This window comes from Ellagibacter sp. (genome assembly GCF_048412355.1).
Taxonomy (GTDB): domain Bacteria; phylum Actinomycetota; class Coriobacteriia; order Coriobacteriales; family Eggerthellaceae; genus Ellagibacter.
Map to the genome: position 1 here is coordinate 1 of NZ_DBFSAP010000037.1, position 26,561 is coordinate 26,561.

The window sequence follows — 26,561 nt, forward strand, 5'->3', positions numbered from 1 at the left end:
AGAGGCGGCAGCAGCTGAAGCTGCTGCTCAGAAAAAAGCAGAGCAGGAAGAAGAGAGGCTCAACCGAACGGTTTACATTACGGGCTCCGGCTCGAAATATCATTCAAGTGGATGCTATACCATAAAGAATTCTAGTACTACAGCTATTACAATTCGCGACGCGGAGGCTTCTGGCTACGAACCATGCGGCAAATGCCATCCGCGGTAAAAAGACTAACTCTTGGCTGCGCAAACTCACTTGCAAATTAGTATGGGCTCAGATTTGCTTAGTCTTGCTTTCCAGGTGGGTGAATCTCGCAGATGCATGAGACGCGCGGCTCGCGTTTACTGAAACCCGTGCATGCCATGAGCTTTGCTGGCGGGGTTCGCTGCAGTTCAAGTGCATGTACGTTAAGAGGGCGAAAAAGAAGGGCTCCCGTTCGTTGTGAACGGGAGCCCTTCAGTTGTTATGCGATGGTGTGCGCCAAGTGCGGTGCGCGTCGAGCGCGCTTCTCGCAGCGCCTAAGCTCTTACGAGAGGCCGAGCAGGGTGGCAAGCGAGGTCATGAAGCTCGACATGTTGCGGTAGCACATGAACAGCGTGATCACGATGAACACCACGCCGCAGATGTTCGCGAACGCATGGTTGCGCCACTTGCCGAGAGCCTTGCCATTTGCGACGTACATCACGAAGAACGCCATAATCGGGAGCAGGATGGCGTTTGCCGCCTGCGCGACCAGGATGAGCTGCGTGGGGCTCTTGCCGAGCGTGACGGCCATGACGCAGCCGAGCACGAGCACGATCATCCAGATAATCTTGAATTTGATGTCCTTGAGGGTCTTGCCCCAGCCGAGCACGCCGTTCACCGCGTAAGCAGCGGAAAGCGGCGCCGTGATGGCGGAGGAGAAGCCGGCGGCCAAAAGGCCGACGCCGATCATAAACGTCGCCCAGGAGCCGAGCAGCGGCTCGAGCGCCATAGCCATGTCCTTGCCGTTGGAAACGGTGATGCCGGTGTTGCCGTAGATGTTCGCGGCAGCGCAGATGAGGATGGCCATGGAGATGATGCCGCCAAGGCCGATGGAGAGCACGGTGTCGAAGCGCGCGTCAGCGATCTGCTCGGGGTCCTTGAAGCGTTCGGCAGCGCCAGAGGCATGCAGGAACAGGTTGTACGGCACGATTGTGGTGCCGATGAGGCCGACGGCGGTGAGGATGCCCTTGGAAGCTTCCTGGCCGGCCGGCAGCTGCGGTGTGAACAGGCCGGCGGCAACCGCGCCCCAGTCGACGGGGGAGAACAGGGCGGTCACGAAGAACACGATGCCCATGAACACGACGATGCCCGTGAGAATCTTCTCGACCAGCTTGTAGGAGCCGACCCACATGCAGGCGAAGGCGAGGATGCCGAGCACGATGACGATGGGAATCATCGGCACGTCGAAGACTGCCTGGATACCCAGGATACCGCCCGTGATGTTGCCGGTTTCATAGGCGGTGTTGCCGATGAAGATCGCGATGATAACAATCACGATTGCAATCCACTTAAGCGCTGGATTCGAAATGCGATCGCGGATATTCTCACCCAGACCCTCTTGGGTGGCGATGCCGATGCGCGAGGCCATCTCCTGGAAGATGATGGTCGCAACGGTGGCGAACAGGAGGCACCACAGCATCGTGTAGCCGTAGCTTGCACCGGAAACCGTGCATGTGGTAACCGTGCCGGGTCCGACGAAGCCAGCTGCTACAAGCGCGCCAGGGCCGATGTTCTTAAACTTTTGCTTGAGCGAACTTGCCATTTTCCACTCCTTTCACTGGAGTCTCGTCCGTTTGTCGCGACCTGCTCCTCGAGGCGTTGACAAGCGGATATGAAGATTACTCGAATCACTTTAGCAGAATGTAGTGTTTGAGAGTTTTTCAGCTTGGTTAACAAGGTGTGCAAGGCGGAAAATAATGTCCTTTCGGCGCGTTTAACGCTCGCTTGCCGGGCGCATCTCGATTCCCGCCTCTGTGAGTGCCCGGCGGATGTCGCGGGCGAACTCGAGCGCATGGGCGTTGTCGCCGTGCACGCAGATGGTGTCGGCGGCGATGTCGATCGTCTTTCCCGTGACGCTCTCGATGGAGCCCTCTTGAATGACGCGCACGACGCGTGCCACAGCGAACTCCTCGTCGGTGATGGTGGCGTTGTCCTGGGTGCGCGACACGAGCGTGCCCTCGTCGGTGTAGTTTCGGTCGGCGAAGAATTCCTGCGCCACATGGAGCCCTGCAGCCTTCCCAGTGCGTGCGAGCTCGCCGCCTGCGAGCGCCACCAGGGTGATGTCGGGGTTGAAATCGGCCACGGCCTGCGCGATGGCCTGCGCGAACGGCGCGTCGATGGCCGCGCGGTTGTACAGCTGCCCGTGGGGCTTCACGTGCGCGAGCTTTACACCTTCGGCGCGGCAGAACGCTGCGAGCGCGCCCACCTGGTACAACACATAGGCGTATCCCTCATCGGGGGAGAGCGCCATGTTGCGGCGCCCGAACCCCTGCAGGTCGGGGTATCCCGGATGCGCGCCGACGGCGATTCCCGCTTCGGCTGCGAGCTTCACGGTGCGACGCATGACCACAGGGTCGCCCGCGTGCATGCCGCATGCCACGTTCACGCTTGTCACCAGGGGAATCACCTGCTCGTCGAGTCCTAAGGTGTACCGACCGAAGCTTTCTCCCAAATCGCTGTTCAAGTCCACGCGCGCCATGCCGTTCCTTTCCCTTAAGAGATGCGGCCCCGCAGCAAGGCGCCTGCGGGGCCGCATCGTTTCAGTTGCTTGTCTCGATTATCCTACATGATTCCAGCGTTGATGGCGTTTGCGAAAACCTGTGCGGCCTGGCAGCGGGAAAGCTCTCCTTGCGGGTCGAGGGAGTACGTTCCGTCATGGTTGTCGATGCCGTTTATGACGACTCTGTCAACGGCCCAGATGACGTACGGCACTGCCCAGTCGCTCGTCTGCTCGGTTCCCAGGAGCTTGTCGTACTTCTCCCGGCTCGCGTCCGCTAGATTCGAATAGCTGAGGCCGAAAACCACCTTGCACATCTGCTCGCGGGTGATCGTGTCGTTGGTTCCGAAGAGGTTCGACCCGTCGTCGTATCCCGTCATAATCCCTCGATCGACGCACCAGTTAATGGCTCTCGCATACCGCTCGTTTTGATCGACGTCGGGCTTGTTGCATCTAGGTGAGATAACGTACGGCGCGTTGTCCTTGTAGATTACCTGGGCAATCATCGCGCGAGTCATGGGCTTGTAGGGGTCGAACATGCCCGTCACGCCGTCGCCGGTCATGGCACCACGCGCCTTCATGGAGTACGCGGCGTCGAAGAACCAGTCGCCGGGGGACACATCGGGATATGCGGTTCTGCCGAGCCCCCAGAGGTGATTGACGGCCTTCTCGGCGTCGACGACTCCCTTGCTGCCGCTTGTTTTCGTGCGGTCGTTTTCCGGATCATCGATGCGGGTTGCCGTGAGGTATATCGCCCTGCAGGCGTCGTCGACCGTGGCGACGGGCTCGGCGGCGAACAGGAGCGCGAAAACGCCCGAGACAATCGGCGCCGCCATCGAGGTGCCGCTGGCCTTGGAGTAGCCCCCCGTGGTATCGGTCGTGGTGACCAGCAAACCGGGGGCGCTGATGTTTTTCTTCTTGTTGTAGTCGGACCAGTAGCAGTTCGTGTTGTCGGTATTGAGCGCCGTTACCGCTACGCATTCGTCGAAGTCGGCGGGGTAGATGTTGTCGGTTCGCGGTTCGCCGTCTTTACCGTTGCCGCCAGAGCATACCGTGACGATGCCGGCGTTTTTCGCCGAGACGATGGCTTTGTGAAGAGCCTCATCTTTCAGGCAATAGCCGCTTGAGGGGTAGGTGTTGTAGGAACCGAAGCTCGCGTTGATCACGCGCAGGTTGGGGACGGTCTTCGATGTTGCCAGGTCAACCACGTATTTGTAGCCGGAAAGAACAGACGCGGTGGTCGCCTCCGGGGTGCCCGTGTCGTTGAAGACCTTCACGGGGAGAATAGTCGCGTTGAATGAGGCGCCCGCCAGGCCGATCCCGTTGTTCGCCCTGGCAGAGATGATCCCCGCAACCATCGTGCCATGCCCGATTCGGTCGCCGTTAGGCACGCTCGCGCTTAGTGGCTTGTCGTTGAACGCATCCCACGCGTAGTCCATAAGCAGGTTGTCTTCCAGATCCGCATGGTCGAAATCCACGCCCGTGTCGAGTGTGGCAACGGTGACGGTGTTGTCCGTATGCACGAGGTTCCACGCTCTTGTGATGCGCGTGGTGTAGAGCCAGTATTGGTTGTAGGGTTCGTTCGGATCGCGGGTGTATACGTAATCGTCGTTCGGCATGCCAAGTGCCTGGATCGAGATGTCCTCGTCGCCTTCGGCCTGCTCGTCGGCGAGGGTGGCGGCGCTTTCGTCCAGCGCGCCGGCGGGCACCTCGTCTATCAGCCTGTACACGAAGTTCGGCTGCACGGAGACGACGCCGGGGACTTCCTGGGCGGCGGCAACGGCCTCCGACGCGCGCATGTCGTCCGCCACATCGGCAACGGCGAGCGTCGATCCGTCCGCGGATTCGATCTGATTGGTGACGGCGAGCCCTGCGTCGGCGAGCCCTTGCGCGAGCTCGCTTTCCCCACCGTCTTCGGAAAGAAGGTTGATCTTTGAGTCCTCATCGAGGGTTACGAGAAGGCCTCGATAGTCCACGCCCTCGACAAGCTCGTCGAAGAGCGCAGGGTCGTTGCCTTGTGCTGTGCCCTCGCTGATTGCGGCCGTGCCCACAGCGCTTTCACCAGCCGATTTGTTGGCATCGGCGGCATCGTCGGCAAAGGCGAGCGCAGGTGCGGGGAAGGCGATTCCCACCGCGAGGATTGCGGCGAGCATCATTTTAGGTAATCGGCGTGGACAGCGCATGGGGGCCTCCTATCCCTTGAGGTCGACGTTCTTTGTGTCGGTTATCAGCATGCATCCGGGCGCATGCGTGATGGCGAAGGGCGGCTTGGAGTTCATGACTACAGCCTGGGGCGTCACGCCGCAGGCCCAAAAGACGGGCACCTCGCCCTCGTGGATATCGACGGGGTCGCCGAAGTCGGGCTTTGAGATGTCCTCGATGCCGATGACCGACGGGTCGCCGATGTGCAGCGGAGCGCCGTGCACCTTGGGGATGGCGCCCGAGATCTGCACCGCCTTCACCACCTGGTTGTAGGGGATGGGGCGCATCGACATGACGGTGTTGCCCGACATGGACCCTGCGGGCGTGCACGCGACGTTGGTCAGGTACATCGACACGTTGCGGCCCATGGTGTTGTGGCGCATTTCGATGCCGGCCTCGATGAGCTCGCTTTCGAACGAGAACGAGCACCCGATGACGAACGACACCAGGTCATCGCGCCAATACGACGACACATCCGTGACCTCGTCGACCAGCTTGCCGTACTCGTAGATGCGATAGCGCGGGAAGTCGGTGGCGATGTCGCAGTCGGTGGCGCAGATGGTGGCCTCGCGCGCGCCGGTCTCGGTCACTTCCAGAAGCGGGCAGGGCTTGGGGTTGCGCTGGGCGAACAGTAGGAAGTCATAAGCCTGCTGTTTCGGCAGCACGATGAGGTTTGCCTGCGCGTACCCGGGGCAAAGCCCGCTTGTGGGCGCGTCGAAGCTGCCCTCGCGGATGAGATGGCGCGCCTCGGTAGGCGTGGCGGAGAGCATCTTTTCCCAAACCGCGGCGTCGACGCCTTCCGGTTTTACGGGTGCCGGCATTTTGATAGTCATGAGTTCCGCCTTTCCTTCATAGTTCAGGGTAGTGCGCCTCGCTTTGATGCACACTACCCCGACGTCTCAACAATGCTATGCTATGAAGCCTTGAAGGCCCAAGCCCGTGGTTAAACCTCGCCTGCGAGGAAATGCTCGATAAAGCTCGTGTTCGCCTGACCTGCGCAGAAGGTCTCGTTTTCCAAGATGGAATACTGGAAATCGAGGTTCGTCTGCACGCCGACGACGACCATCTCTTCAAGCGCCGTGCGCATCTTGGCGATCGCCTCGGTGCGGTCGCGGCCGAGCACGATGACCTTCGCGATCATCGAGTCGTAATACGGCGTGATCTCGAAGCCGTCGTAGGCTGCCGTGTCCACGCGCACGCCGTTGCCGCCCGGCAGGTGGGTTTGGGAAATCGTGCCAGGTGAGGGCATGAAATTCTTCTCAGGCATCTCGGCGTTGATGCGGCATTCGATGGCGTGCCCGTGCAGCTGGATGTCGTCTTGGGAAAACGAGAGCACCTCTCCTGCGGCGACGCGGATCATCTCGCCCACGAGGTCGGTGTGCGTGACCATCTCCGTCACGCAGTGCTCCACCTGGATGCGGGTGTTCATCTCCATGAAGTAGTAGTTGCGCTCGTCGTCGAGGAGGAACTCGATCGTGCCGGCGGAGGTGTAGCCCACGGCGCGCGCGGCCTTCACGGCGTCGTCCATCATGCGGGCGCGCAGCTCCTCGTCGAGCGCGGGGGAGGGGCTTTCCTCGATCATCTTCTGGTGGTTGCGCTGCACCGAGCAGTCGCGCTCGCCGAGGGCCACCACGTTGCCATGGTTGTCGGCGATGATCTGCACTTCCACGTGGCGCGGGTTCTGCACGGCGCGCTCAAGATACATCGTGTTGTCGGCGAAGGCATTCACGCTCTCGCGCTGCGCGATGCTGAACATGTCGGCGAAGTCCTCCTCGGATTCCGACACGCGCATGCCTTTGCCGCCGCCGCCCGACGATGCCTTGATCATGATGGGCCAGCCGATCTTGCGCGCCTGCTCGAGCGCTTCGCCCACGTCATGGATGCCCTTCTTCGTGCCGGGAACCACGGGCACGCCCGCGTCCATCATGGTGCGGCGCGCCTGGCTTTTGTTGCCCATGCGGTCGATGACCTCGGGTGTGGGGCCGATGAAGGCGATGTCGTTGTCGCGGCACATCTTCGCGAACGTGGAGTTCTCGGAGAGAAAGCCGTAGCCCGGGTGGATTGCGTCGGCGCCCGTTCCCTTCGCCGCCGTGATGATAGCGGGGATGTTCAGGTAAGAATCACGCGCTTGAGCAGGCCCGATGCACACGGCCTCGTCCGCGAGGTACGTGTGGAGCGATTGTCGGTCCGCCGTGGAGTACACGGCGACGGTCTTGATTCCCATGGCGCGGCAGGCGCGGATCACGCGCACGGCGATTTCGCCACGGTTTGCGATGAGAACCTTCTCGAACATGGTTGCCCCTTACGCGCTCGCCTGGGTGGCGATGCGGAAGAGCACCTGGTCGTACTCGACTTGCGAGCCGTTCGCCGCGAGCACCTCGGTCACGATGCCGGGCGCGGGGGCGGTGATCTCGTTCATCATCTTCATGGCTTCCACGATGGCGAGCGTCTGGCCGGTGAGCACTTCCTGGCCCACCTTCACGAACGGCTCCTCATCAGGGGAGGGGGAAACGTAGAACGTGCCCACGAGCGGGCTTTTCACCAGCGTGACCGAGCTGTCGTTGCCGGCGACGGGCACGCTTTGGGCGCCTGCGGTCACGTCGCCGTGCTCGCTTCGGGCGTCGAGCAGCCTGCCCACGCGTTCCGCCATGAGCGGCAGCGCGGTTTGCGAGAGGGGGCCGTGGTTGCGCTCGAGCTCGATTTTCACGTTGCCGTCGTCGAATCGAAGCGCCGAGAGGTCGCCCTCCTCCATGAGCGCCATGAGGGCGCGGATGTCGCGGTCCCTCTCCTCGCGCGCGGCGGTCGATTCATCCATGTTGACCTGCTTCTTCTCGTCGTTTGCCTTGCCCATTTTGCTCCTCCTATGCCCGATCGCCGCCATGTGCGGCGTTATGTCCGTCTTCAAATTCTATCCAAAGCTTGTTTCCAGCGCTTTTCTTGGCTTGAGCCTCCAAAATCGGAGTGAGGCGTCGCGCGGTTCTTCGCGGCGAAACCCCTCCGTAGCAGGGGCGCTTCACCACTTTCGCGAGCGAGCGCATCTCCTGCGCCTCCTTGCGGCATGCGGCTTGCGCCTCTTGCACGCTTATCTCCTCGAAGCGAATCGCCCGCCCCGGCTTGCATTGTACGAGTTTGGGTATATCGACCGAGGCTACGGTGCCGATTTTGGCGTAGCCGCCCGTGGTTTGGCGGTCGGCGAGCATGATGATCGGGCGCCCATGATTGGGGACCTGCACAGCGCCGAGCGCGATGCCATCGGAAATGATGTCCGACCCGCTGACTGTCTCGATTTCGGGACCCTCGAGGCGAAATCCCATGCGGTCGCATTTCGCGGTGGTGGTGTACGTTTCGCCGTAGAACGTGTTTACGCCCTGCTCGGTGAACATGCCCTCCTGCGGCCCCGGCACCACGCGCAGCACAATTTCGTCCGATGAGAAATCGTAGAAGTCGTCGTCTTTGAGCGCGTGCGAGCCTAGATTGTCCAGGAACTCGACGTTCTTGGTGACGAAGGGCAGGTAATCGCCCGCCGACAGCGCGCGTCCTTCCCAGCCTCCGATGCCGCACTTCAGGTTGGTCGAGGCGCTGCCCATGACCTTGGGGACCGCGATCGATCCGCCCGCGATGGCGAGATATCCGTAGACGCCGGTTTTCGGCGCGCCGAACTCGAGCACCGACCCTCGATGCACCATGATCGCGGCGTACATCGGGATGGCGGCGCCGTCCACGGTGGGTGAGAAGTTGCCGCCCGTGAGCGCGATGCATGTGTTGGTGGTGAAGCGCAGCGTGGGTCCCGCCAGGCAGAACTCGAGGACAGGCGCGTTCTCGCCGTTGTCGACGAGCAGGTTTGCGATGCGCGCCGCGCGCTTGTCCATCACGCCCGAGGGCGAGAATCCGCTGCCGAGGTATCCCCGCCGGCCGAGGTCCTGAACGGTGGTGCAGATGCCGGGCTTGTTGACGGTTACACCCATAGCGCGTCCTCGTCTTCCTCTTCTTGCTTGGCTTGCGGGGTTGCGTCGGCCTGCGGGACGGCTGGCCCCGCGGTCGAGCTGCGCTCAGAAGCTTCGCAGCCTTCGCTTCGCTCGCCGGCGGTGCCGGCCTGCGGGACGGCGATCGCGCCGTCGTCGGAACTCCGCTCAGAAGCTTCGCAGCCTTCGCTCCGTCCCGCGGACGTCACGCTCGCCTGGCCGCTGCTGAGGCCAACCTGCGGGGCGGCCGGCCCCGCGGTCGAGCTGCGTTCAGAAGCTTCGCAGCCTTCGCTCCGCTCGCCGGCGGTGCCAGCCTGGACGGGGGTGGTTGCTCTTCCCTTGACAATCTCGCATTCGTAGGTTCCCGCTTCCACCTGGGTTTCTATCAGGCTGAACTCCTGCGCTGTGATGGGAACGAAGCGCAGGTAGTCGCCTGCGGCGTACAGGATGGGCGACTCGCGGTCGGGGTCGTAGGGGCGCACGGGGGTGCGGCCGATGATGCGCCAGCCGCCGGGCGAGGCGAGCGGGTAGATGCCCGTTTGCGCGCCGCCGATTCCCACGGCGCCCGGTTCGATGCGCGTACGCGGGGTGGCCAGGCGCGGTGTGTGCAGACGCTCGTCGAGTCCGCCCAGGTAGGCGAAGCCCGGCAGGAAGCCGAGCATGTCGATGAGGTAGTCGTGTCCCGAGTGGATCGCGATGACCTCTTCGGTGCTCATCCCTGCATGCTCGGCGACGTCGGACAGGTCGGGGCCGAAGTCGCCCCCATAGCAGACGGGGATTTTCACCACGCGGTGGATGCCGCCTGTGGTGGCCACGAGGCCGCGCAGCTTTCCGCGAACTTGGTTGGTGAGCTCGTCGTATCCGACGACGCACGGGTTGTAGACCACCATGAGCGAGCAGAACGTGGGGACGAGCTCGATCACGCCGTCGATTGGGTCCGCCTCGAGCGTTTGCGCGGCGGCGCGGATGATGCCGTTCGTTTTCTCCGAGATGACGTTGCCGAACTCGAGGTTGATGGCCGAATCACCGGCCACGGTTATGTTGAAACCTGCCATATTCCCTGCTTTTCTCAGCGTTTGGCGCATAGTTCATATTTGTTAACATCAGGCGTTCGGACAATGCGCTACCCTAGGCGTCGCCCATGCATGCCATGAGCACAATTGCCTTGCTCAACGGAAATGTAGGACATTTCCGTCGCAGGCCCGAGAAGTTTCAAAGGATTTTAACATACATGGAGAAAGTGCTTTTCGCAGCAGCGTTCTTTGTTGCCTATACGATACAAGCGGTCACGGGGTTCGCCGGGAACATCTTTGCGATGCCCGTCGGCACGCACGTGATGGGGCTTTCGAGTTCCGTTGCCGTCCTGAACGCCATGGGCTTTTTTGCGTGCGGCATGCTCGCCGTACTCAACTTCAAGTACATCAACTGGCGCGAGCTCGTCAAAATGACCTGCGGCATGCTTCCTTTCCTGGCGCTTGGCATCTGGCTTGACACGGTGCTGCCGCTGCCGGTGCTCCTGCGCATCTACGGGGCGATCATCGTGTTCATCGGCATTCGCAACCTGCTGTCAAAAGAACAGCGGTTCCTGCCGAAATGGCTGCTTGCGATCATCGTCGCGGCGGCTGGGCTCATCCAGGGCATGTTCGTGTCGGGCGGGGCGTTTCTCGTCATCTACGCCGTGCAGAAGATGAAGGACAAGCAGCAATTCCGCGCTACGCTTTCCGCGTTGTGGGCTATTTTGAACTTCCTGTATGCCCTGCTTGCCTTCATGCAGGGACATTTCACGGGCGATGTTGTGCTCACCGTGGGCATCTGCATTCCCATCGCCATCGTGGCGAACATCCTGGGCCAGGTCATCCAGAAGCACATCAGCCAGGAGAAATTTCTCAAACTTACCTACGTCCTGCTGCTGCTGGTTGGCCTCGTGCTGCTCATCACGTCCTAGCGGGGAGAAAAATCTCGGTTGCAATAGAGAACTTCGTTCAAATAAGCGAAAATCTCGGTTGCAATAGAGATTTCCTTCCAAAACAGTAAGAATCTCGGTTGCAATAGAGATTCTGCTTCAATCATGTTAAAATCTCTATTGCAACCGAGATTTTAACGGAAGACATGAATCATGGAATACGCACCCCGCCCCACTTATGAAAACGAGCTCAAAGCGCTTCGCAATACCGAGGACATTAAGGTTCTCGTGGGTGTTCGTCGCTGCGGCAAATCGACGTTACTGCGGTGGCTCCAAGGCGACCTGCTCGATAGCGGCGTCGGGGCGGGCAACGTGTTCTACCGGCGCATGGACTTATTCGGCATGCCGACGAACCCGAACGCCGAATGGCTGGTGAACGAGATATCGGCTGCAATCGAAAAGAGCGACCCTGAAAAGCCGTTCTATGTGCTTCTCGATGAGATTCAGGACGTAGACGGCTGGGAGCGCGTTGTTCGCCAGCTGCACACAAGGCCGAATACCGATGTGTATATCACGGGGTCAAATGCCTATGTCCTCTCTTCCGATCTTGCAACGCTTATAGGGGGGCGTTATGTGGAGATGAAGGTGCAGCCGCTTTCGTTTTCCGAGTATCTTTCTTTCTCTTCCTATTACGACGTGCATTTCCCGAATGAGGACTCGGCATTTGCGGAATACTTGCGTTACGGAGGCATGCCGGCCTTGTTTCACCAAAAAGAACGAGACCAGGATCGTATGGCCCAGCTGCTGCGTACGGTGTACGAAACGATTATCCTCAATGACGTGGTGGAACGCACGAAAATCGGTGATGTGGACTTGCTTTCGAAGCTTGTTCGCTACGTGTTCACAACCTCGGGGTCGCTTTTCTCTGCGAACAAGATTGCCAATACACTGACAAGCTACGGCCGCAAGACTCGAATCGAAACGGTGGAAGCGTATCTACGTGCGTTGGTCGATGCTTTGATCCTTCACGCGTGCGAGCAGGTCGGATTGTCGGGTAAGGATATTTTGCGTCCGCAGCGTAAGTTCTACCCGGTGGATACGGGATTGAGAAACCTCGCAAGTGGATTCGTCTCGGGGGACATTGGCTTTCAGATTGAAAATGTGGTTTGCAACGAGCTTCTGCGACGTGGCTGGAGCGTGTCGGTGGGCTCGCTTCGCGTTGGGGAAGTCGACTTCGTCGCCGAACGCGCGCAGAAGCAGATGTATATACAGGTGACGGAATCGCTTGTTGACCAGGGAGTGTATGAACGGGAAATATCCCCTCTCCGCTTGATTGGCGACTCGTGGCCCAAGTTTATCTTGACAGCCGATCGCCTTCGATGCGGCGTGACCGAAGAGGGGATTGCCATAATAAACGTCATCGATTGGCTGCTGGATAAGTAGAGGAATGCTTGGGGTTTCTTTTTGCCCTGCCCATTTCTATCCTGTTATTTCGCTCGGGAAACTTTTCTGTGATGGGCTCCATTTAGTCGTACAATGGCCACTAGATTCAAGGCTCTAACGAAAGGGGACTGCCATGTCTGCCATTCACTTGTTCCCGCGCGTGTTCGCATCGCTCGACGGCGGGTCAACGCAGGATATCGTCGCGCGTCGCGCTGTTGCGATCGCCGCCGCCAATAACGCCGACCTGCTGTTCGGCCACGTCGTCGACTCCGTTCCGTTCGAGGCGAACGGCGCCGACTTCGACGCGTTGTGCGAATCGCGCAAAGAGCAGCTCGAGGCCGACCTCGCCGATATCCTGGAAGAGGCGAGGAAGAACCCCGATATCAAATCGGTCGATCTTCAGGTGCGCGCCGGCCGCATCACCGACACGCTGACCGAGCAGCTCATCGAGCCCTTCAAGCCCGACCTTGTCATCTGCGGCGAGCGCGGCCTGTCCAATATGCAGTACGCCTTCGTCGGCAGCGTTTCGAAGTATCTCATCCGCACTGTCCGCTGCGACGTCCATGTCGTCAAGGCGTAGCTAGAAAGGCCCTCCATGCTCAACCAACGCGCAACCGAGCTCGGCTCCGCCCCCAACAAGATTCGCGAGCTTTTTGCCTACGGCCTTAAGCGCAAGGCCGAGATCGGCGAGGAGAACGTGTTCGACTTCTCCATCGGCAACCCGAGCGTTCCGGCGCCCGACGCCGTCGCCGAGTCCATCGCCGAGCTGATCAAGGAGCCGCCCTGCGCGCTCCACGGCTACACGCCGTCTCCCGGCGCTGCCGGCCCGCGCCAGGCAGTGGCCGACAATATCAGCCGCCGTTTTGACATCGAAGCTACGGCCGACCAGGTCTATCTTACTGCTGGCGCCGCCGCTGGCCTCGCCATCAGCATCTACGCGATCACCAATCCTGGGGATGAGATCATGGTGATCGCCCCGTACTTCCCCGAATACGCCGTGTGGGCCGAGACCGCCGGCTGCACGACGATCGAGGTGCCGGCGCACGAGCCCGACTTCCAGATGGACATCGACGCCATCGACGCCGCCTTCACGCCGAAGACCGCGGGCATCATCATCAACTCGCCGAACAACCCGGTGGGCGCTGTCTACACGCGCGAGAATCTCGAGGCGCTCGCTGCGCTGCTTTCGCGCAAGGAAGAGGAATACGGGCACCCGATTTACCTGATCAGCGACGAGCCGTACCGTGAGATTACCTATGGCGCCGAGGTTCCCTACGTGCCCACGCTCTACAAGCACACCATCGTCTGCTACTCGTATTCCAAGTCGCTGTCGCTCCCGGGCGAGCGCATCGGCTACATCTACGTGTCCAACCTCATGGACAACGCGAAGGAAGTTTACACGGCGGTGAGCGGCGCGGGTCGCGCGCTTGGCTTTATCTGCACGGCCGTGCTGTTCCAGCGCGTGATGGAGAAGTGCGTGAATGAGCCCTCCGACGTCGAGGCCTATCGCGCAAACCGCGAGTTGCTCACGAGGGGCCTTTCCGAGTTGGGCTACGAGTTCGTCGAGCCCGATGGGGCATTCTATCTGTGGGTTCGCGCGCTTGAGCCCGATGACGAGGCGTTTTGCGAAAAGGCGAAGGCTCACGAGCTTCTGCTTGTGCCCGCCACGTGCTTCAAGTCCCACGGCTGGGTGCGCATCAGCTACTGCGTGTTCGCCGATGTCATCAAGCGCTCCATGCCCGCTTTCAAGGCGCTTATGGAGGAATATAAGTAGCGCGCTTGGCTTTCGGTCGAGGGCGGTTCGCGGCAAGTCGGTCGTGAACCGCCCTTTTTGTTGCGCCCTTGCTTCGGATGTGCGTCCCCGCCTCCGCCAGGCGCCCTGGCACCGAAGCGAGACCCCGGATCCAGTCCCCGCTCCAGACCGCAAACCTTAGGACGTGTATTCCTCCATGTAGTCGAGGATTTCCTGGCGCGAGTGCAGGCCGGTTTTCGCGTAGATGCGCTTGATGTGGGCATGCGCGGTCCCCGGGCTGATAAACAGCTCTTCGGCAACGCGCTTTTGCGTCCAGCCGAGCGCGTAAAGCGAAAGCACCTCGATCTCTCGCTCGGAAAGCAGGAACTGCTTGCCGACCTCTTCGGCGTTGTGGCGCATAGTGGCCTGCCGCACATCGGCCAGGCTTTCGTGATGCTCGTCGAGGCCCATGATTTTCACGACGGGGCTTGCTTGCGCAGCCTCTTGCTGATGGGCCATCTCTTCTTCGGGTATGGCCTCGAATTTGCGCACGTTCAGGAAGTTAATGAATGCGACCTGGGTCGAAATCACGATCATCGTGAACACGGCGGCGAGCATCAGAAGGTCGTTTTGCGACACTGCCGTCACATTGATGAGCGTGATGCGGGCGATGCCTCGGCATCCGAGCCAGACGATCCATCCAGCAATCGCATAGTAGTAAGGGCAGCGCCAGCCGTAGCTCATGAACGCGAGGATGATGTACCACGAGAAGGCGACGAGCAGCGCATTGAGGTTGGTCGTGAAGATGGCGCCGATATCGAGCGCGTCGGGCCAAGCCGAATAGCACAAAAGAGCGATGCAGGCGAGCGCTTCCATGACGACGAAGATGCCGACGGTCATGACGCGATGGTGTCGCCTGCACGCGAACACGATAATCGCGACGCAAAATGCGAGGATAAGTACAAGATCGGCGAATCGCGTTGTCGCCCGAAATGCGATCGACGATCCATCGGGGTACCCGCGCAAAAAGCCGTCGGCACACGCAAGCACGCCGATGCTCACGGAGATGGTGGCGAGGAAGACCTTCGACGTCATGGTGTTCTTCGTAAAACTGAAGAAGTCGTTCTCGCTGGAAATCGTCTTGATGTCGCAGGCGAGGGGCTTCTTTCGGGCGAGCGTTATGCAGGGAAACTGCAGCAGCACAAGCGCCACTGCGTAGAAGCTGGAGATGCCTTTCGCCATGAATATCGAGGCAAAGATGAGCAGCTCGCTTACAAACAGCGCGCCGAATGCGTATATGACGGCGGTTGTCGCGGTGCAATTGCGTGCGCGGCGCAGCCAGTACGACATGCAAGCGAGGCCGCCCAATGTGCAAAGCGTGCTTGCAAGAAAGTGGTTTGCAGCCGTATTCGTCTCAGCAGGTCCGATTTCCAGTAGACCTGTCATGATGAGGGAAAACGCCTCAAGGAGAATCGATGCAAAGGCGATGCCCCTCACGACGCGATGCGAAAGATGGCATTTTGTGATGGCAATCAGAAGCCACAGCACCGCTAAAATCGCGAGCGCGACGAGCATGACTCCGTCGGAAAAGACGCCCTCGTCGCTGTGACGATAGCTGCCATAACTGCCGATGATGAGCCCCGCGCGGCAAAGGGCAAGACCCAGAATCGACCAAGTGAGCGGTTTGTGCCGGACAATCACAGCACTGATGCTCTCCATTTTTTCGGCTGGAAAGACCGTGGATTCTTCGGAAGGAGTCTTTTGATTTTGGGTGCACGAAAGGGAAGGCGACGATTGGTTCGTCTTTCCAGTCATGTTATCCCCTGCTTTCATAGCGGCCTTTGAACAGGCGCGATTGTTTTTTATCCCCAAAGAGGGTATGTCCCCCTGTCAAAAACTGGCATGATAATAGCATCAATTTGTTTCGATTCGGAGTCTTGACATGATTATCCGTAAATCAAGATTTTCGGTTGAGGGAGAGGGAAGCTATGGGGGACGGACGAGACATTTATCGTGAGCCAGCTGAGCGTGCGCTTATTCGCACCGCCGACGTGTATCAAACGAATCTCGACGAAGGCGTTGCGGGATATTCCGACACGCTGCTGTCGATCGTTGCCAATTTCACCAACTCCGGCAAACCGGAGGGCTTTAACGCGGAATCCATGGTGGGCAAATCGAAGCGCGGCGAAGTGGCGCTGCGCCTGTTCGCCGTTGTCGGCGAGCCCGAAGACGGTGGCGAGCCTCGCTTCCTGCGCGCTGGGTTCAAAACGCGCGGATGTCTTGCCATGACCGCCTGCGCAAGCGTCATCTGCACAATGATCGAGGGCAAGACGTTCTCGGAGGCGCTTGCGATCACGCCCGACGACGTGAAGGCGGCCGTCGACGGCGTGCCCTACGACAAAGCGCATACCACAGTGTTCGCGGTCGAGGGCGTGCGTGGTTTGGTTGGCGACTGGTATTACCGCAGCGGCATAACGCTTGCCGAACTTAACGAGAAGTTGCCGTGCGATACGAGCTCGGTCGCGTGCCTTCTGTGCGAGCACTGCTCGTTGCGTGACACGCGCCTCGACATGATGGTCGATGAAGCGCGTGCGAAGGCGGCGAACGCGTAATGGCTGCCGAGGACACGCAGGTTGCGGTGGCGGCGCCTGAGGAAGATCTCTCACAGGAAAACTTGACGGGGGCCTCCTGCGGGAAGGCCCCCGATGCGGTCTCCGGTTGCCCCGACGCGACTCCTTGCGGGGAAGGTGCGGATACCGAGGCTGGCAAGACTCCTGGGGTTGGCGCGAACGAAGCGGCTGTCGCTTCCGGCATTGCGGGCGCGACGGGCACTGCCGGCGGCGTTTCGGTTGGCGCGCCCGATGCGTCGGGCGCAGGTGAGGCGGCGGGCGAAGGCAGCGACGCCGCCGAAGCGCAACAGGCTGAGCCTACGCCCGAAGAGCGTGAGCTCGCGGAGAACAATGCGCTCGCCGACGTGTTCGACGATGTTCGACGTCAATCCTCCGATAGCCAGCTCGTTGTCCCGAGCAGGTGGGTTGAACTGGGGTTGGTGCCCGGGCATATGACCTCTGACGAGTTCGAGATGCTCGTCTACGAGTATCTCGAGGACTATCGTCGCGACCATAAAGACGAGATCGCAGCGGAAAAGGCGGAACGTGCGCGTAAAGCGAGCTCCATCCGGTCGGCTACGCGCGCCGTGGGCGTTCCCCCAAAGATTCCCAATCGTCGGCTGAAGCAGATTGAGGAGGACGAGAAGGCGGCTGCGCAGAAGGCTGCGCGCGAAGCGTCCGAGGCAGGCACGGCTACTTCGGCGTCTGGAGCCGACGAGACGATGGCTTCTGCAGGCGAATCCGCTGCCCCCGATGCCGCGATTACGCTTGGCGGTGCTGTTGACGCTGCGGCTTCTTCTGGGGCCCTCGCGTCGTCTGAGGTCGCGGCCGAGTCCGACTCCTCCGTGCGAGCTGAGGCCATGGATACCTTTGCGCCTCATGCGAGCGAGGCGGCTTCCGCAGCGCCCGCGGAGCTTTCGAAGGATGGTGCAGCCTCCGGCGACGATCCCTTTGCAGGTCTCAAACTTCCCGAAGGCTACAAGCTCGTGGAGCTTGAAGGGGAATATGTGCTGGTGCCCGATGAGGATGCTGCGCCGGTAAAGAAAGAGATTCACTGCGAGCATATCGTCACGCTGGTAGGGCAACACAGCTACTACCTGTATGACTCCGACCTCATGACGAAGAGCTATGCGCACTGGGCTTTTCTGGCGGCCGAGGACAACCCCTTGGCCACATTCGTCGACTGCGTCCGCGAGGATGGGCGCATCTATCCGCGTCCCTTTGCTGCGGAAGACCTGGCCAACCCTCCTTTCCATATGAGCAAAAGCAAGGTTGAGGACACGTGGGCCGAGCTTCAGAAGTCGGGTGAGTACCCCGACATCGAGCGCTGCGAAGCCTCGAACGGCGACGTCTACTTCTTCTCGACGCTTTATATGGATCGCACGCTTGCCGAGTCCCTTGCGGAATACCGGTCGGTGGAGCGCCTCTCGAACGTGTAGCAACTGCGTGGCGGCGGGGCGGGCACCGAGTTTTGCGCGCTTGCCCTGCCGCCCGCTTCTGCCCGCGCCCGCTCATGCGGCTCGCCCTTCGCCCTTCGCCCTGCCCCCGCGCTCGCCCTGCCGCCCGCGCCTGCCAGCTGCCCGCCGCTCGCGCATCTTTCCCCAACAACAAGAAGAGCCTCCGAAGAGGCTCTTCTTGCGGGTAGGGCTACCCTCTACGTCGGATGCGACTCATCCAGGGAGGTTTGCGGCGGCTCGGGGCTTCGCGCCATGCAAGCCGCCGCCTTCGTCGCATCGCTTACGGAAGAAGGTTCAGGTTCTTGAGGTCTTCCTCGACGTCGCTCATGCCGTAGTACTCGAGGCAGTCGGCCGTCGGGCAACCGAGTTCGCTGTCCCAGCCGAACTTCTCGTAGAGCATCGTGAGGCCCTTCTGGAAGTCTTGCTTCTCCATCTTATCGGTGCCTTCGGTGAAGGGCTGCTTGTCCGGGTCCTTCGTGAACGGCCACTCAGTCATGACATCGTGGATGTTGCGGAAGTCGTTGCAACCCATGTTGCCGTTCTTGTCCTTCATGCCGCGGGCGGTGTTCGCGCGCTGCAGCGTGATGATCTTCGCAGCAGCCTTGTACAGGTCGTCGGTCGTGACGTCCTTGCCAGTGGCTGCCTTGTAGAACTTCGCCTCGAGGTCGAGGTCGCCACGGTAGTTGCGGCTCTTCGACGGGCTCTGAGCCATCGGCCACACCCAGTTGCACAGCGTGAGCGAGTCATGCAGCACGTCGGTGACGATGGACCACCAGCAGAAGTTGATCTTGTGGTCGTTGATGGGCGTGTAGTTCTTCGCCTGGTCAAGCGCATCCTCGCCGCCCCACAGCTCGGCTGCGATTTCCTGCTTGAGCTCATGCGGAAGGCCGCACTGCAGCATGTTCTGGTGCGAGTGGATCATCGGGTCGCGGTTGAAGATCATGTTCAGCAGGCCGCCGACCTGGCCATAGGACTCGATAGCGTGGTGAACCGGCCAGCCGCGGTAGTTGATGAGGCAGCTTGCCGTGGTGTCGAACCACTCCATGTCGTTCCAGCGCTTGCACCACACAATCGGGCCATGGCCGAGGTAGGACATCTCGTTGTCGTTCTTGGCGATGTGCGTGAGCAGCTCGACCATGATGGTCGGGTCGTTGTTCTCGAACTTCTTCCAGTCGAACATGTTGTACTCATCGGCCGGCAGGTTCTTCTCGAAGATGCCCTTGGCAACGCAGTGCGCGATGTCGCGGTAGATCTGCGCGTAGTTGCACCACATGCCCAGATCGTCCATCGTGCCGCCGACGACCTGGTCCCAGATGAGGCCGTCTTCGGTAGATGCCTTGACGGAAGTGTGCTCGCCCAGAATCTTCACCATGTAGACGGAGAACGGGAAGTTCGGCACGCAGGTGTTGCCGGTGATCTCGAAGCCGCCGTTGGCCTTGGAGTTCGGGACGCGCATGTCGGAGTAGCAGTGAATCGGGCAGCTGTGGCAGCCGTTCATCTTGATGGTGTACTTCTCGGCCTCGGGGCCCTCGTCCTTGGTGGTCTTCATGCAGCGGTAGCCCACCGTGTTGATCTCGCCCGGCTTCGGCTCGCCGGTCTCGATCGGCTCGCCCTCGGCGTCGGCCCAGTAAAGGCCCTTGCGTGCGGTCCAACGGGTGCCCTTGTCGTAGTATTCAGCCCATTCCTGCTGGGTGGAAGGCACGACGTGGTTGTTGTTGGAGCCGACGATCTCGCGCAGCATGTAGTCGGACAGGTCTGCCAGAGCCTGCGGATCCTTCACGTTCACGGTGCCGCTGCCCTCGACGACGAGCGCCTTGAGCTTCTTGGAGCCCATGACGGTGCCGAGGCCCGCGCCTGCGGAGTGGTTGCGGGAATTCATCATGCAGGCATAGGGGAGCAGGTTCTCGCCTGCAGGGCCGATGGTCGCGACGCAGGCGCTGACGCCCTCGAGGCGGTTCAAGACCTCGGTCGTAGCGCGGGTGCCAAGGCCCCACACCATCGAGCCGTCCTTGATCTCGACCGTATCATTCTTAATGTGAAGGTAAACCGGCTTGTCGGACTTGCCCTCGACGATGATGGCATCGTAGCCAGCCATCTTGATTTTCGCGCCAAGCATGCCGCCGCAGTGCGCGTCGACAACCTGGTAGTCGGTGGTGAAGGTGGAAAGGAAGCAAACCGTGGTGCGGCCAGCCAGCGGCACGCCGGTTGCGGTCAGAGGACCGACGGCGTAAACGATCTTTGCGTCCTCGCTCAGAGGATCGGTGCCCGGGGCGACCTCATCGTAGATGATCTTGTTCGCCAGGCCCATGCCGCCGATGTAGTCCTCATAGGGTGCGGTCGGCTCGGTGGTGATGGATCCAGTCGTGAGGTTCACGCGCAAGATCTTGCCGGCCCAGCCATATGACTTCGTGTCAGCCATTGTTGCATCTCCAAATCTCTCGCTTATCGTGCGTTGCGTGACACGTCAAGGCGACTTGGGGTTGCAGACGATACAAACTCGTCGGGCGAAGTTTCTCATCTGGGCGCAATACCCCTGTACCCTCTTTGAGGGTAATTGGGCAAAATTGCAGGTAAACGCAGTTTTGCCCCCGAAAGAGGGTACGAGGGGTTTTCTTGGGAGGGCATACTGCTTACCGTTGCGTGACCTATCAAGGCCAAATAGTAGAGGGGGAGCCACCGGGATGCGTACCTTATATATAGGTGCGTGAGGAACCCGGGGCCGAAGGAAGAGACTCACCGATATGTGAGGGGGAGTACCAAAAATGTCAGATACCAATATCAACGGCAGCGCCCCTGAAGAGAGCCCGACGAACGCCGTCGAGCAAACTGAAGCTGTGGAAGCAAAGCCGAAGCATGCGATGACCCGTCGCCAGGTGCTTGCAATGGCAGGCTGCGGCGTCGCCGGTCTCGTTGTGGGCGGCGTGCTGGCGTCGTGGGGCGTCACGAGTCAGTCGATCGCATCGGGCCGCATCGACATCCGTCACACCGCAACTAAGATGATCGTCACCGATCGTGCCCGTTGCTCCGGATGCCAGCGCTGCGAAATGATGTGCACCTTGAAGAACGATGGCCGCGTGTGCCAGAACATCGCGCGCGTCCGCGTTTGGGATAACTACAACTGGGGAACCAGCCCCGACACGGGCGAAGGCTCGTTCGGCGACGGCAACCCGGGCGCATGCGAGTTCACCGTCGAGCACTGCAAGCAGTGCGCCGACGCGTGGTGCATGAAGTACTGCCCGGTTCACGCCATCAAGCCCGACGAGAAGACGGGCGCCCGCACGGTCGACCCGAAGCTGTGCATCGGTTGCGGCATGTGCGCGCAGGCTTGCCCCTGGAACATGCCTCGCATCGATACCGAAACGGGCGTTTCCACGAAGTGCATCTCCTGCGGCCGCTGCGCAGAGCAGTGCCCCAACGGTGCCATCCAGTTCATCGATTGGGAAGATATCGCGCAGAAGTGCATCGACATGGGCGTCGTTCGCACGACCACGCTCGTCTCTGCGTAAGCGTCGGCTTCCCGCTGATGCAAGGTAAGTAAGTCAAACGATCGATTCGGAAAGGAGCGAACAGACGATGTTGGACGACGCAGCGGTGTTCTCGATTCTCTCCAAGTGCTTTGCTCCCGTCGATAAGGCGGAATGGGAGAATTTGTCCGCGCGCGAGGCGTGGGCCGAGTTTCTCGATGGCGCACGCTTCATCCTTCAAAACGGCGGAAGCCTCGGGCTTGACAAGAGCCCCGCGGACTACCGTCGCGGCAACCATGCGCCCCTACAGGAATTCCTGTCGGAGTGCGAGGTCTGCGCGCTGTTCTGCCCTCCTACCTACGAAGAGAAGCGGCAGTTCGCTGCCCGCCACTTCACGGGAGGCTTGCCCGAATCGGCGCTTCCTATTGAGTCGCTTTACGTGAACACTGCCAAGGCAGGCGATTTGCTTTCGCCCGTCGATGGCAAGGGGATGTATCTGGGCACTTCCGCCCGCTACATGTCCGCGCTCGCGGAGCGGCTGGGGTTCGGCATTCCGTCCGAGTTCTCCGATTGTCCCGACCATCTGGCTCTCGAGCTTGACATGGTCGCGGTGCTTCTGAGGAGCGGAATGGTGGACGAGGCGCGAACGTTTCTCTCCGAGAGGTTCAATTGGCTTACCGCGTATCGCAGACGCCTTATCAATCTGGGAAGCGAGGCGAACTTCTACGTTTGCCTGTGCGATCTGCTCATCGGCATCGTTGCCGAGCAGGCAGAAGATGCGGCGTGAGCGATAAAGCATCAGGGGGAGCGAAGACGATGACGCGAGATGCATATAGAGAGGAATCAGCAATGTCAGAAAACGCTATTACCAGGCGAAGCTTTCTGGCCGGAAGCGCCGGGGTCGCTGCCGTTGCGGCGGGCGCGGGCTTTTTGAGCTTCAACGCTTGGGAGCAGGCGGATGCGCGCGGGACGAGCGATATCGATCATTACACCGCCCACTCGCTGTGCAACTCCTGTTCATCGAAGTGCGGGTTCACGGGATACGTCGTTGACGGCAAGCTTGGCAAGATGATCGGCGATGCGAACCATCCGAACTGCGAAGGCACGCTGTGCGGTCGCGGCTACGGCTTCGCCTCCATCGCCTACAACGAGGATCGCCTGACCGACCCGCTTAAGAAGAACGGCGGCAAGTTCGAGAAGATCACGTGGGACCAGGCCTACAGCGAGATCGCCGAGAAGGTCAAGGCGATCATCGACGAGAAGGGCCCCCAGGCGCTCGCCATGGTGCAGGACCCGCGCCCGAGCGGCTCGTATTACACCAAGCGTTTCATGAACGCACTTGGCAGCGCGAATGTCTACACGCACGGCGCCGCTTGCAACTTGTCGAAGAACGCTGGGTTTACCCAGGTCATCGGCACGGGTGACTTCACCTCCGACGTGGCGAACTCCAAGATGACGATGTTCATCGGCCGCAGCTACGCCGACGCAATCAAGCCGAGCCAACTGCATGCCATGCAGAAGGCGCACGAGAACGGCGCCGAGCTTGTGATCGTCGACCCGCGCTTGAACAACTCCATCGCGTTCGCCGATGAGTGGGTGCCGATCAACCCTGGCACTGACCTGGCTTTCATCCTGGCCATGGCTCATGTTGTCGTGCGCAACAAGCTCTACGATGCGAGCTACATCGCCGAGAACACCGTCGGCTTCGAAGAGTGGGCCGACTACCTGAAGGATTGCACGCCTGCATGGGCAGAGGAGATTACCGGCATCTCGAAGGACACGATCGAGCGCTTGGCAACCGATCTTGCTACGGCAGCCCCGGCGGCCTCCATCGAGCCTTCTTGGCGCGGTGCCTATGGCTGCAGCTATGCAAACTCCGGCGAGACCGCTCGCGCGGTGTGCTGCTTCAACACGCTCCTCGGCTGCTGGAACCAGGAAGGCGGCGCCTTCTTCGGCAACTCCGTGAAGGCGGGCGACCTCGACAAGGAGAAGTTCCCGTCCGTCCCCAAGCCGGAAGGCAAGATTGCCGGTGCGGACGAGTACCCGCTGTCCCTTGCGGGCATGGGCGTGAACGTCTATGCAGCCGAGCTTGCCAAGAAGGGCGAGATCAAGGGCATGTTCTTCTACAATTCGAACATGGTTGCGGGTTACTCCAACCCCAAGTACCTTGAGGACTGCCTCTCGAACCTCGAGCTTTCCGTTGCCATCGACATCCAGATGACCGAGACCTGCCAGGCTTGCGATTACGTGCTTCCGGATACGTCGTATCTGGAGCGCTTGGAAGTTCCTGAGTTCATCGGCGGCAAGATCCCCGCAGTTTCCCTGCGCGACCAGGTAATCGAGAAGATTCACCCGAATACCAAGCCGGTCGACGAGATCTTCACCGAGCTCGCCGAGGCATGCGGCGTCGGCGAGTACTTCCCGTTCACGGTCGAAGAGCTCGCGGATGCGCAGCTTCGCACAGTGGGCCTCACGCTCGATGGCCTGAAGGCTGCCGGCACCGCCCGCTTCCCCGAGAAGACTTTCAAGTTCGGCAAGACGCCGACGTGGAAGACCCCCACGGGCAAGATTCAGTTCTCGAGCGAGGCATGCCACGCGGCTGGTTACCCGAGCGTTCCTCAGTGGACCGAGCCCGTCGCGAGCGTTCCCGAGGGCGACAACTACTTCCGCCTGATCGGCGGCAAGCAGGCTGTTCATACGCACACGCAGACCGCGAACGTGCCGGCGCTTATGAACATTTCCAAGCAGTACAACCTCGATCGTGTTTGGATTAACGCAAGCCGCGCTGCGAAGCTCGGTATCGCCGAGGGCGACGAGGTCGAGATTTCCAATGATGAGGCAAAGGGTACGGTGAAAGTGCACGTCACCGAGCGCATTAACCCCGAGGCTCTGTACATGCCGAGCCACTACGGATGCAGCTCCAAGGACGAGAAGACCGCCTACGGGTTCGGCCTGCGTCAGATGGACTTCGTGCCCTTCCGCATTGAGCCTGGCTACGGTGGCATCTGCTCGCAGGAGGCTATCGTGAGTGTCAGGAAGGTGGGTGCATAAACATGGCCCGTTATGGAATGTTGATCGATACCACGAAGTGCATCGGCTGCTACACCTGCCGTCTTGCATGCCAGCGGCAAAACGGCCTTGAGCCGGACGAGGCGTTCGTTCGCTTCGAGGACCGCGAAACTGGCACGTATCCCCAGGTTGGCGTCGAGCATGTGCCCCTGCAGTGCATGCATTGCGAAGATGCGCCCTGCACGAAGGTGTGCCCGACCGGCGCTGCCCATATCGGCACCGACGGTATCGTCCAAGTTGATCAGGGCCGCTGCATCGGTTGTCTGTACTGCATGGCGGCGTGCCCGTATCAGGTTCGTGTGCGCAACTCCAAGACCGGTGCGGTCGACAAGTGCCGTTTCTGCCACGTGTCGAACTACGAGAACGGTACCGAGATGTGCACCTGCGTGACGGCTTGCCCGACCCATGCTCGTATCTTCGGCGACTTGGATGACCCGGATTGCGAGCTGGTCAAGGAAATCAATCGCACGCACGCGGCTCCTATCGCCGGCGATCTGACCAAGTCCAAAGTTTTCTATGTGAGGTGATGAGAGATGACCTTCGAACCTATTTGGAGCGGCATCATCGCCTGCTATCTGTTCCTTGGCGGCTTGGGCGGTGGCGCGTTCGCGACGAGTGCGTTTTTGGCGTGGCGCCATCCTGAAGCGGTGAATATGCGCAAGATCGGCCACATCATCGCGCCGATCGTCGTTATCATCGGCCTTGTGCTGCTGATGTTCGACGCGAAGGCGGGCCTTTACAACCCGCTGCGCTTCGCCCTGTTGCTGACGAACTTCGGGTCCGTGATGACCTGGGGCGTCGTTATCCTGGCGCTGTTCGTGATTGTGGCTTTGATCGCCATGATTCTCGATCTTACGAAGCGTCACGTCCCCTGGGGTATCGAGCTTGCTGGCTCGATCCTGGGCATCTGCGTCGCCATCTACACTGGCTGCTTGCTCGGCGTGTGCAACACGTTCCCGCTGTGGAACAACGCGCTGCTGCCGATTCTGTTCCTTGTCTCGGCAATGTCGACTGGCATGGCATCCGTGCTGCTCGCAGGCGTGTTCAAGCACCCTGAGGAGTTCAACCGCGTGGGCGTGTTCAAGAAGTTCCACTTCTGCTTCCCCTGCATTGAGATGCTGCTGGTGGCATCGCTCATGTTCATCACGGTGACGAACTCGACGGCAGGCTACGAGTCGGTTATGGCGCTGCTTGCTGGCAAGTATGCGGTTGCGTTCTGGGTGCTGTTCGTGATTGTCGGCCTCGTCGGCCCGACGATTCTCGAGACCTGGATGCTGTTCTTCTCCCCGAAGGAGTTCGAGGAGAGCCGTAAGGCGCACGCGATTTCCGCGATGTCTGACATCGGCGTGCTCATCGGCGGCTTCATGCTTCGTCTGCTCGTGCTGATCGCGGCTCTGCCGATCACCATGGTGACCCCGTTCGTCCTGTAACCTTCCCTTTGTAAGGGGCGCGGTATGCCGCTGCGCCCCTTCCCTTTCAGCTTTTCTTGGGGTGCGGCATGTCGTCGCGCCCCTCCCTTCAACTTTTCGAATCGCGGACTCCTTCCCCTGCGGTTTCGAAAACCATTCCTGCCAAAGGCCGGTCCTGTTATCCCTCAGGGCCGGCCTTTGTGCATTTCGGGGGTGAGGTGCGTGCGCGGGGCGCGAGCTGGCTGGGCAGGCTGGGCGCAGACGCGGCGAGCCGGCGACGCGAGGTGCGGCGGGCTGGCTGGGCAGGCTGGCTGTGCGAGGTGCGGCGGGGCACTGGCGCGCATCAGGGCGTGGGGGCTGGGTGCGGCGCGGCTGTTGTACGAGCTGGCATTGCGTGGTTTTGCGTGGTCGAAAATACCCCTTATCTTTGGCATTTTGCTCCTGAGCGGTCGTCATTTTCTGTGAATGGTTTCGCTATATTATTCATGAATAATCATGAATATATGACTGACATGCGAAAACAATTAAGCGGTGAATATAATATGAATAACGAACATATCTCTGCATTAAAGCGATATAGTAACGACC

General features: G+C 60.5%; 21 protein-coding genes and 1 pseudogene. 12 read left to right on the forward strand and 10 right to left on the reverse strand.

What is annotated here, in order from left to right:
- A pseudogene (locus ACMRQN_RS05225) lies at positions 1 to 208 on the forward strand (hypothetical protein); the annotation flags it as partial.
- A 301-nt stretch (positions 209 to 509) separates the two neighbouring features.
- Here the strand turns inward: ACMRQN_RS05225 and ACMRQN_RS05230 are convergent.
- The 8 genes from ACMRQN_RS05230 to pxpB all read right to left on the reverse strand — a co-directional run bounded on the left by ACMRQN_RS05230 (position 510) and on the right by pxpB (position 9,942).
- Complete coding sequence (locus tag ACMRQN_RS05230; RefSeq protein ID WP_418734096.1) at positions 510 to 1,769, reverse strand: Nramp family divalent metal transporter; 1,260 nt, start codon at positions 1,767 to 1,769, stop codon at positions 510 to 512.
- Positions 1,770 to 1,940: 171 nt separating this feature from the next.
- Entirely contained in the window at positions 1,941 to 2,705 is a 765-nt protein-coding gene (locus tag ACMRQN_RS05235) for a LamB/YcsF family protein (protein ID WP_418734097.1), read from the reverse strand.
- 83 nt (positions 2,706 to 2,788) lie between these two features.
- Positions 2,789 to 4,906 carry a S8 family peptidase gene (locus ACMRQN_RS05240; RefSeq protein WP_418734098.1) on the reverse strand — a complete coding sequence of 706 codons (2,118 nt, stop codon included), beginning with the start codon at positions 4,904 to 4,906 and terminating at the stop codon, positions 2,789 to 2,791.
- Between the two features lie 9 nt (positions 4,907 to 4,915).
- Positions 4,916 to 5,758, reverse strand: coding sequence for a putative hydro-lyase (locus ACMRQN_RS05245; protein WP_418734099.1), 843 nt, complete (start codon positions 5,756 to 5,758; stop codon positions 4,916 to 4,918).
- 110 nt (positions 5,759 to 5,868) lie between these two features.
- Positions 5,869 to 7,218: an acetyl-CoA carboxylase biotin carboxylase subunit gene (accC, locus tag ACMRQN_RS05250; protein ID WP_418734100.1), complete on the reverse strand. Its 1,350-nt coding sequence runs from the start codon at positions 7,216 to 7,218 to the stop codon at positions 5,869 to 5,871.
- Positions 7,219 to 7,227: 9 nt separating this feature from the next.
- Entirely contained in the window at positions 7,228 to 7,740 is a 513-nt protein-coding gene (gene accB / locus ACMRQN_RS05255) for an acetyl-CoA carboxylase biotin carboxyl carrier protein (RefSeq protein WP_418734112.1), read from the reverse strand.
- 46 nt (positions 7,741 to 7,786) lie between these two features.
- Positions 7,787 to 8,890: a biotin-dependent carboxyltransferase family protein gene (locus ACMRQN_RS05260; RefSeq protein ID WP_418734101.1), complete on the reverse strand. Its 1,104-nt coding sequence runs from the start codon at positions 8,888 to 8,890 to the stop codon at positions 7,787 to 7,789.
- Positions 8,881 to 9,942, reverse strand: a complete 1,062-nt coding sequence (gene pxpB / locus ACMRQN_RS05265; protein WP_418734102.1) for a 5-oxoprolinase subunit PxpB — start codon at positions 9,940 to 9,942, stop codon at positions 8,881 to 8,883. Before pxpB ends, ACMRQN_RS05260 begins: the two co-directional genes overlap by 10 nt.
- A 176-nt stretch (positions 9,943 to 10,118) precedes the next feature.
- Between pxpB and ACMRQN_RS05270 the strand changes: the two genes are divergently transcribed.
- From ACMRQN_RS05270 to ACMRQN_RS05285, 4 genes are all read left to right on the forward strand, one after another.
- Positions 10,119 to 10,832, forward strand: a complete 714-nt coding sequence (locus ACMRQN_RS05270) for a sulfite exporter TauE/SafE family protein (protein ID WP_418734103.1) — start codon at positions 10,119 to 10,121, stop codon at positions 10,830 to 10,832.
- Between the two features lie 171 nt (positions 10,833 to 11,003).
- Positions 11,004 to 12,233 (forward strand): ATP-binding protein, encoded by a 1,230-nt coding sequence (locus tag ACMRQN_RS05275; protein WP_418734104.1) that lies wholly within the window; start codon positions 11,004 to 11,006, stop codon positions 12,231 to 12,233.
- A gap of 133 nt (positions 12,234 to 12,366) precedes the next feature.
- Positions 12,367 to 12,813 (forward strand): universal stress protein, encoded by a 447-nt coding sequence (locus ACMRQN_RS05280; RefSeq protein ID WP_158050126.1) that lies wholly within the window; start codon positions 12,367 to 12,369, stop codon positions 12,811 to 12,813.
- Between the two features lie 15 nt (positions 12,814 to 12,828).
- Positions 12,829 to 14,007 carry a pyridoxal phosphate-dependent aminotransferase gene (locus ACMRQN_RS05285; RefSeq protein WP_418734105.1) on the forward strand — a complete coding sequence of 393 codons (1,179 nt, stop codon included), beginning with the start codon at positions 12,829 to 12,831 and terminating at the stop codon, positions 14,005 to 14,007.
- A 156-nt stretch (positions 14,008 to 14,163) separates the two neighbouring features.
- Here the strand turns inward: ACMRQN_RS05285 and ACMRQN_RS05290 are convergent, their stop codons facing one another.
- Positions 14,164 to 15,684, reverse strand: a complete 1,521-nt coding sequence (locus ACMRQN_RS05290; protein WP_418734106.1) for a response regulator transcription factor — start codon at positions 15,682 to 15,684, stop codon at positions 14,164 to 14,166.
- Between the two features lie 269 nt (positions 15,685 to 15,953).
- On the opposite strand from ACMRQN_RS05290, the gene ACMRQN_RS05295 reads away from it, so the two are divergent.
- Positions 15,954 to 16,577, forward strand: a complete 624-nt coding sequence (locus ACMRQN_RS05295) for an iron-sulfur cluster assembly scaffold protein (protein ID WP_418734107.1) — start codon at positions 15,954 to 15,956, stop codon at positions 16,575 to 16,577.
- On the forward strand, positions 16,577 to 18,013 hold the full coding sequence (locus tag ACMRQN_RS05300; protein WP_418734108.1) for a hypothetical protein: 1,437 nt from the start codon (positions 16,577 to 16,579) through the stop codon (positions 18,011 to 18,013). The genes ACMRQN_RS05295 and ACMRQN_RS05300 overlap by 1 nt, the downstream gene beginning before the upstream one ends.
- A 298-nt stretch (positions 18,014 to 18,311) precedes the next feature.
- Here ACMRQN_RS05300 and ACMRQN_RS05305 read toward each other — a convergent pair whose 3' ends face one another.
- Positions 18,312 to 20,450 carry an aldehyde ferredoxin oxidoreductase gene (locus tag ACMRQN_RS05305; RefSeq protein WP_418734109.1) on the reverse strand — a complete coding sequence of 713 codons (2,139 nt, stop codon included), beginning with the start codon at positions 20,448 to 20,450 and terminating at the stop codon, positions 18,312 to 18,314.
- Positions 20,451 to 20,793: 343 nt separating this feature from the next.
- Here ACMRQN_RS05305 and ACMRQN_RS05310 point away from each other — a divergent pair, with 343 nt between their 5' ends.
- The 5 genes from ACMRQN_RS05310 (at position 20,794) to nrfD (ending at position 25,994) form a co-directional block, all read left to right on the forward strand.
- Positions 20,794 to 21,537: a 4Fe-4S binding protein gene (locus ACMRQN_RS05310; RefSeq protein WP_276998561.1), complete on the forward strand. Its 744-nt coding sequence runs from the start codon at positions 20,794 to 20,796 to the stop codon at positions 21,535 to 21,537.
- Positions 21,538 to 21,604: 67 nt separating this feature from the next.
- Positions 21,605 to 22,282, forward strand: coding sequence for a molecular chaperone TorD family protein (locus ACMRQN_RS05315; RefSeq protein WP_418734110.1), 678 nt, complete (start codon positions 21,605 to 21,607; stop codon positions 22,280 to 22,282).
- 62 nt (positions 22,283 to 22,344) lie between these two features.
- Entirely contained in the window at positions 22,345 to 24,546 is a 2,202-nt protein-coding gene (locus ACMRQN_RS05320) for a molybdopterin-containing oxidoreductase family protein (RefSeq protein ID WP_418734111.1), read from the forward strand.
- 2 nt (positions 24,547 to 24,548) lie between these two features.
- Positions 24,549 to 25,091, forward strand: a complete 543-nt coding sequence (locus tag ACMRQN_RS05325) for a 4Fe-4S dicluster domain-containing protein (protein ID WP_158050117.1) — start codon at positions 24,549 to 24,551, stop codon at positions 25,089 to 25,091.
- 6 nt (positions 25,092 to 25,097) lie between these two features.
- Entirely contained in the window at positions 25,098 to 25,994 is an 897-nt protein-coding gene (gene nrfD, locus ACMRQN_RS05330; RefSeq protein WP_417063043.1) for an NrfD/PsrC family molybdoenzyme membrane anchor subunit, read from the forward strand.
- Positions 25,995 to 26,561: the final 567 nt, after the last annotated feature.

Excerpts from the sequence above, each read along its gene's own strand:
- ACMRQN_RS05230 (WP_418734096.1), bottom strand. The coding sequence starts at position 1,769 with ATGGCAAGTTCGCTCAAGCAAAAGTTTAAGAACATCGGCCCTGGCGCG.
- ACMRQN_RS05235 (WP_418734097.1), bottom strand. The coding sequence starts at position 2,705 with ATGGCGCGCGTGGACTTGAACAGCGATTTGGGAGAAAGCTTCGGTCGG.
- ACMRQN_RS05240 (WP_418734098.1), bottom strand. The coding sequence starts at position 4,906 with ATGCGCTGTCCACGCCGATTACCTAAAATGATGCTCGCCGCAATCCTC.
- ACMRQN_RS05245 (WP_418734099.1), bottom strand. The coding sequence starts at position 5,758 with ATGACTATCAAAATGCCGGCACCCGTAAAACCGGAAGGCGTCGACGCC.
- accC (WP_418734100.1), bottom strand. The coding sequence starts at position 7,218 with ATGTTCGAGAAGGTTCTCATCGCAAACCGTGGCGAAATCGCCGTGCGC.
- accB (WP_418734112.1), bottom strand. The coding sequence starts at position 7,740 with ATGGATGAATCGACCGCCGCGCGCGAGGAGAGGGACCGCGACATCCGC.
- ACMRQN_RS05260 (WP_418734101.1), bottom strand. The coding sequence starts at position 8,890 with ATGGGTGTAACCGTCAACAAGCCCGGCATCTGCACCACCGTTCAGGAC.
- pxpB (WP_418734102.1), bottom strand. The coding sequence starts at position 9,942 with ATGGCAGGTTTCAACATAACCGTGGCCGGTGATTCGGCCATCAACCTC.
- ACMRQN_RS05270 (WP_418734103.1), top strand. The coding sequence starts at position 10,119 with ATGGAGAAAGTGCTTTTCGCAGCAGCGTTCTTTGTTGCCTATACGATA.
- ACMRQN_RS05275 (WP_418734104.1), top strand. The coding sequence starts at position 11,004 with ATGGAATACGCACCCCGCCCCACTTATGAAAACGAGCTCAAAGCGCTT.
- ACMRQN_RS05280 (WP_158050126.1), top strand. The coding sequence starts at position 12,367 with ATGTCTGCCATTCACTTGTTCCCGCGCGTGTTCGCATCGCTCGACGGC.
- ACMRQN_RS05285 (WP_418734105.1), top strand. The coding sequence starts at position 12,829 with ATGCTCAACCAACGCGCAACCGAGCTCGGCTCCGCCCCCAACAAGATT.
- ACMRQN_RS05290 (WP_418734106.1), bottom strand. The coding sequence starts at position 15,684 with ATGGAGAGCATCAGTGCTGTGATTGTCCGGCACAAACCGCTCACTTGG.
- ACMRQN_RS05295 (WP_418734107.1), top strand. The coding sequence starts at position 15,954 with ATGGGGGACGGACGAGACATTTATCGTGAGCCAGCTGAGCGTGCGCTT.
- ACMRQN_RS05300 (WP_418734108.1), top strand. The coding sequence starts at position 16,577 with ATGGCTGCCGAGGACACGCAGGTTGCGGTGGCGGCGCCTGAGGAAGAT.
- ACMRQN_RS05305 (WP_418734109.1), bottom strand. The coding sequence starts at position 20,450 with ATGGCTGACACGAAGTCATATGGCTGGGCCGGCAAGATCTTGCGCGTG.
- ACMRQN_RS05310 (WP_276998561.1), top strand. The coding sequence starts at position 20,794 with ATGTCAGATACCAATATCAACGGCAGCGCCCCTGAAGAGAGCCCGACG.
- ACMRQN_RS05315 (WP_418734110.1), top strand. The coding sequence starts at position 21,605 with ATGTTGGACGACGCAGCGGTGTTCTCGATTCTCTCCAAGTGCTTTGCT.
- ACMRQN_RS05320 (WP_418734111.1), top strand. The coding sequence starts at position 22,345 with ATGTCAGAAAACGCTATTACCAGGCGAAGCTTTCTGGCCGGAAGCGCC.
- ACMRQN_RS05325 (WP_158050117.1), top strand. The coding sequence starts at position 24,549 with ATGGCCCGTTATGGAATGTTGATCGATACCACGAAGTGCATCGGCTGC.
- nrfD (WP_417063043.1), top strand. The coding sequence starts at position 25,098 with ATGACCTTCGAACCTATTTGGAGCGGCATCATCGCCTGCTATCTGTTC.